Below are 5,534 nucleotides of genomic sequence, written 5' to 3'. Positions count from 1 at the left end.
GTTGAGCACATGAAAATCCTCGACGGTGTGGCAGGTCAGTTCCGGGAAAGTCGGGATTGCTTTGGGTTTCGGCCCTCTTTCCCCGACAATAAGTTCGTCGTCGCCGATATAGATTGTTTTTCTTGTGCAATGGTCGAGAAAAGTCATCGCCCGCAGTACGGGAATGGAGTATCGTCCGTAATTTTCCTTGTAGAACTCGGTTTCATGCAGGGCGCGCTCGATCGAAATGGTCGGTTCGGCCTCAACGCTCAACTTGCGCAGTCTCTGAATTCTCGGATTCATTCCCGGTCCGACAGGACTTTCCGCATCATTATAAAAATTACCTTCGACTCCGGCTTTTCTTTCAGGATTTTCAGAAATCACCTTAATCTTTTCAAACATCGACTCTCTCCGCAATGTGCATTTTTATCAAAACAATTTGTCTTACAATCCGCAACTCCCCGGAAAACAACCGCCTGCCGGGTGTCGTCACGCCTTGAAAAAATATTACGTGAGCCCGATCAAGTGGTAAAACATACGACAGCTGTACAGGCACCTGTAGTCCTTTCTGGTGGTGGTCTTGATTACGATTTTTTTCATCGGATCCCTTTACAAATGACGAAGCTGCTGTTGAAAACCATGCAAGCCTTTGATTTCAATGATTTGTGTACACACATCCGGCACAGACTTTTACAGGGTGTTACATAGACGATTATCGCCATCACCGTGCATGTTACGATAACCGGTTCCGGTTACGAGACCATCACAACTGCACCATGGAATCATGGTAATCACTGAACAGCCTTCTTTCATTATTTTCTGTTATACAGTTCACTTTTCCTCAACAGAACAAACCATGTGGCTGGTTAAGCGGTAAAAAAGACCGGTGGCTATTTTACAGTCACCACCGGACAGGTTGCATGCAAAATCACGTACTGGGCTGTCGAGCCAAAAAGCATTTTACCGACCTTTGAACGCTTTTTAATACCCAGAAACAGGAGATCGACCTCGTTTCTTTCAGCTAGCTTGACAAGTTCTTCGCCGATGTTGGTATCGTCCACAAGCAATGTCACGGTATAAGGAATGTTGTAATTACCAAAGAGCTGATTCACTTCAATCTCCAGCTGTTCTTCCAACTCCAACAGACGCTTGTGTCTGATCGGCTCGACACGGAGGATTGCGTTTACCACCTCTATTTCCGCATCCCACCGCAACGCATGTTTCTGCGCTTCACGGAGGGCAACCTGCGCCTCGTCGGATTCGTCATAACAGACCATAAATTTCATATCGTTCTCCAGCTCGTTAAGTTGTCCTTACTGTTTTCACTAAGAATCCATCACCGTAGATATTTTCCCTTCCTTTCTGCGCCGTCCAAGAAGATTTTCCAGCCAGTCCGGATCCATTTCCGGAACCGAGGAAAGCAACAGATCGGTGTATTCGTGATGGGGGGGAACAAGTACTTCTTCCTTAGGTCCCTGTTCTACGATCCTTCCCTTGAGCATGACCACGATTTCGTCGGAAAATGCCTTTACCGTAGCAAGGTCATGGGTGATAAAAAGATAGGAGACCTTAAGCTCATCCTGCAGATTCTGCAGCAATTTCAGGATTCCTTCCGCGACCAGCTGGTCCAGGGCCGAAGTAACCTCATCGCAGATTATCAGCTCAGGTTTAGCCGCCAGGGCACGGGCAATGCAGATGCGCTGTTTTTCGCCCCCCGACAGCTCCATCGGCGTACGGTCGTAATATTTTGCCGAAAGCTCGATTTTTTCCAGCAGCTCAAGCACTCGTTTTTCACGCTCCCTGGCGCCCAACCCAAAATAGAACTGCAGTGGGCGCCCGATGATTTTACTTATTTTCTGTTTCGGGTTCAGAGCGGTATCGGGGGACTGGTAAATCATCTGCATGGAGCGCAGCTGCGCCTTTGTACGTCGCTTCAATTCACCCGACAACCGGTTGCCGTTGAAGACGATGGTGCCTTTGACGGGCGGCAACAGGCCGGTGACGACCCTGGCAAGGCTGCTCTTGCCACTGCCCGACTCCCCGACCAGCGCAACCGTCCTGCCTCTTTTGATCGCCAGGTCAATGTCCTCGACAACATTGGTATTACCGGTGTAGCTGGCGGTAACACCGCGAACGTCGAGGATCACCTCATCCTGCTTCCGGTCAAGATCCTTGGCGCCGTCAAAAGCCCTTACCGACAGCAGCCGGCGTGTATACTCCTCTTTCGGGGCGACAATCATCTCACGGCAACTATTCTCCTCTATCAGGTTGCCGTGGCGAAGTACCATGATGCGATCGGCAATCTGAGCGACCACCGCAAGGTCATGGGTAATATAGATCGCTGCGGTGTTGTATTCCCGTACTATACGTTTGATGGCGGCAAGAACCTCAATCTGGGTTGTAACGTCCAGGGCCGTGGTTGGTTCGTCAAAAATGATAAGGTCCGGCCGGCAGGCCATGGCCATGGCAACCATGGCCCGCTGCAGCTGGCCGCCGGAGACCTGGTGCGGATACCGATAACCGATAAATTCCGGGTCCGGCAGCAGCAGGTGTCTGTAGATCTGTTTAGCCTCTCCAGCCGCTTTTTCGGCACTCATGATGCCGTGCTGAACCGGCCCTTCCGAATACTGGCTGATCAGCCTGTGAGCCGGGTTGAAAGAGGCGGCAGCGCTCTGAGCCACATACGCTATCCTGCGTCCCCGCAGCGTGCGCAGTTCTTCTGCGGTGGCTTCTGTAAGTTCTGTACCGTCGAACACTATGGAACCCGACCTTATCCGGCACCCCATCCGGGTATATGCCATCGACGCAATCCCAAGGGTTGACTTTCCAGCTCCGGATTCACCGATCAGGCCCAGCACCTCGCCCCTGTTGAGGGTAAGGTCGATACCTTTGATAATGGGATACCACTTTTCCTCACTCAATCCTTCGATATAAATCGAGCGCATTTCCAGCAATTTTTTCATCTTATCCCCCAACCCCAGAAAAAACGAATAAGGTTCTACTCTTTTAGCCCGCTTGCAATATGCAGAAACCAGTCCACGATCAGGTTGACGCCGATTGTCAACAGGGCGATTGCCGCAGCAGGATACAGAGGCGTCATAATGCCGAAGGTAATGGCGCCCGCATTTTCCCGCACCATCCCGCCCCAGTCGGCTGTCGGCGGCTGAATTCCCAACCCAAGAAAACTCAGAGCTGCAATGAACAGGAACACGAAACAGAACCGCAACCCAAACTCAGCCACCAGGGGCGGCATGGCGTTGGGAAGGATTTCATCACGCATGAGCCACCACAGCTTTTCCCCCCGCAATCGAGCCGCCTCCACATACTCCATCACCGCGATGTCCATGGCCACCGCACGCGAGAGCCGATAAACCCTGGTTGAATCCAGCAGGGCAATTACGACAATCAGAGGCAGGGTGCCGGTCCCGACCACAGAGAGAACCATCAAGGCAAAGATCAGAGTGGGAAACGCCATGAGTATATCTACTATTCTGCTGATCACCAGATCGGCCCAGCCGCCCATGATGGCAGCAAAAAAGCCCGTGACCGTACCGATCAGAAATGACAGGATCGTAATGATCATGGCGATGGCGATGGTGTTTCGGGCACCGAAGATAAGCCTCGTAAACATATCGCGCCCGAGGTGGTCGGTGCCCAGGAGATGATCGGCGCTTGCAAGAAGCCAGGTATCCCCCACCACCTCGGTCTCGCCGAAAGGACAGATAACGGGAGCAAAAACCGCTGCGCAAATATTGATTACGATAATGACAAACCCTATCCTCGCGCTTATGGGTGATTTCCTGGCAAGCTTAATTATTTTGAGCATCATGCCCCACTGGCTCCTTATCGCGGATTTCTTAATCTTGGATTGCTTATGATGGACAGGACATCGGCAAGGATATTGACGCCTATGTACGTTGCCGCAAAGATAAGCCCGCTTGCCTGAACCACCGGAATATCCCTTTTGGCAACGGAATCCACCAGCAGCTGCCCGAGCCCCGGATATACGAAAACCACCTCGACGATAACGACACCTACCACAAGATATGCCAGGTTCAGCGCGATGACGTTGATTACCGGGGACAGGGCATTCGGAAATGCATGCAGTACTATTATTCGCGACTGCTTGAGCCCCTTGAGTCTTGCCATTTCGATAAACGGAGAGGAAAGTATATTGATGATAGCCGCCCGTGTCTGGCGCATCATATGCGCTGCAACCACCAGGACAAGAGTCAGACAGGGCAGGGTAATCGTATATATTTTCTCAACAAACGTCATGTGGTCGTTGAGACTTGAAATACTTGGAAACAGTACCAGCTTGACCGAGAAGAGAGCGATGAGGATATAGGCCACGAAGAACTCAGGAAACGAGATGGTACTCAGGGTAGACATGGAGATAATCTTGTCAAACAGGGTATTTCGCTTGAGAGCGGCCAGAAGTCCCAGGACCACGGAGACAGGAACCGAAACAACAGCAGCTGCTGAAGCGAGGAAGATGGAGTTGGCGAACCTCCACCCGATCAGTTCGGCGATCGGCCGGCCATTGGCCAGGGAGTTGCCAAGATCTCCAGTTAGAAACCCGCCCAGCCATGCAAAATAGCGGACATGAGCAGGCAGGTCCAACTTGAGTTCCTGGCGGAAAGCGGCAACCGTTTCAGGACTGGCGTTCTGCCCGAGAATGGCCTCGGCAAGATCTCCCGGCAATGCTTCAACGCCGACAAAAATCAGAACGGAGATGACCAGCAGGGTCAGAAGCCCCAGTGCAATCCTCTTGAAAACCATTTTTAAAATCATATTCATAGGGCGATAACCTTATTTTGGCTGAACATAAAATTGATATGACACGACCCCGGGATGACGTCATACATTTTAGCTCTTTCAAGAGCAGCCGCGTCCTGCTTTTGTCCTGTAAGTAAAGCCACGACTATCCCTGTGGTCTTTGCGTTCTCTCAATTTTTTTCAAGCAAATCCCTCCGGCAAAAACCGGGGGGATTCGCCATGACTGAGAGAACCGGAAAACAACGGAAGCATTATCGCCGCAGCCATTTCTTTTCAAGGTCCATAAGGGCGCCCACCTTCTCGGGCTCAAGGGGCGGAACCTCATGGGTCTGCTCGATCTCAAGGACCTTTTTGTTGAGCGCGCCCATCAGGTCCTGGCCCTCCTTGTTGCCCATCGACGGCCTGGTAAAGTAGGTCGGCGACCAGAAATTACGGAAATGGGCCAGGGTGTGTCTCGATGTCAGGTAGTTGCCGCCGGCACCAACCGAGTCGATCACGTCCATGGCGAACGTTTCCGGGCTCAGGTGGATACCGCGCATGAAATGCTTCACGTGGTCGATCACCTCGTCACAGAAGAGGATGGTGGCCGGATCGACCAGGCTGGCCTGGTCGAGCAGACCGACGTCATGAACCAGGTTGGCACCGGTCAGGACCGCGAGCAGACAGGACATGCCGATTTCCGCCGCCCCCTGCTCGTCGAGCACCACGGTGTCGGTCATTCCCGCCGTACCCCAGAACGGCAGTTCAAAATAGTTGGCGATATCGGCAAGAGCCGC

At 52.2% G+C, this 5,534-nt stretch carries 6 protein-coding genes; all 6 read right to left on the bottom strand.

Annotation, left to right across the window (positions count from 1 at the left end):
* Positions 1-282: pyruvate formate lyase family protein (locus BLQ17_RS21515; RefSeq protein ID WP_342674197.1), on the bottom strand; the 282-nt coding region annotated here is incomplete at its 3' end.
* A 587-nt stretch (positions 283-869) separates the two neighbouring features.
* Positions 870-1,265 carry a universal stress protein gene (locus BLQ17_RS21510; RefSeq protein ID WP_143005604.1) on the bottom strand — a complete coding sequence of 132 codons (396 nt, stop codon included), beginning with the start codon at positions 1,263-1,265 and terminating at the stop codon, positions 870-872.
* A 39-nt stretch (positions 1,266-1,304) separates the two neighbouring features.
* The gene (locus tag BLQ17_RS21505; RefSeq protein ID WP_092226286.1) at positions 1,305-2,942 is read right to left on the bottom strand and encodes an ABC transporter ATP-binding protein; all 1,638 of its coding nucleotides are present in this window, start codon (positions 2,940-2,942) and stop codon (positions 1,305-1,307) included.
* Between the two features lie 35 nt (positions 2,943-2,977).
* A complete protein-coding gene (locus BLQ17_RS21500) occupies positions 2,978-3,805 on the bottom strand; it encodes an ABC transporter permease subunit (RefSeq protein ID WP_092226287.1) in 828 nt (275 codons plus the stop codon).
* Between the two features lie 17 nt (positions 3,806-3,822).
* A complete protein-coding gene (locus BLQ17_RS21495; RefSeq protein WP_092226284.1) occupies positions 3,823-4,779 on the bottom strand; it encodes an ABC transporter permease in 957 nt (318 codons plus the stop codon).
* A gap of 230 nt (positions 4,780-5,009) precedes the next feature.
* On the bottom strand, positions 5,010-5,534 hold a 525-nt coding region (locus BLQ17_RS21490; protein ID WP_176761391.1), incomplete at its 5' end, for a trimethylamine methyltransferase family protein.

The organism is Desulforhopalus singaporensis (genome assembly GCF_900104445.1).
Lineage (GTDB): Bacteria > Desulfobacterota > Desulfobulbia > Desulfobulbales > Desulfocapsaceae > Desulforhopalus_A > Desulforhopalus_A singaporensis.
Note: the sequence above shows the minus strand (reverse complement) of the source record. Positions and strands in the feature narration are given on the sequence as shown.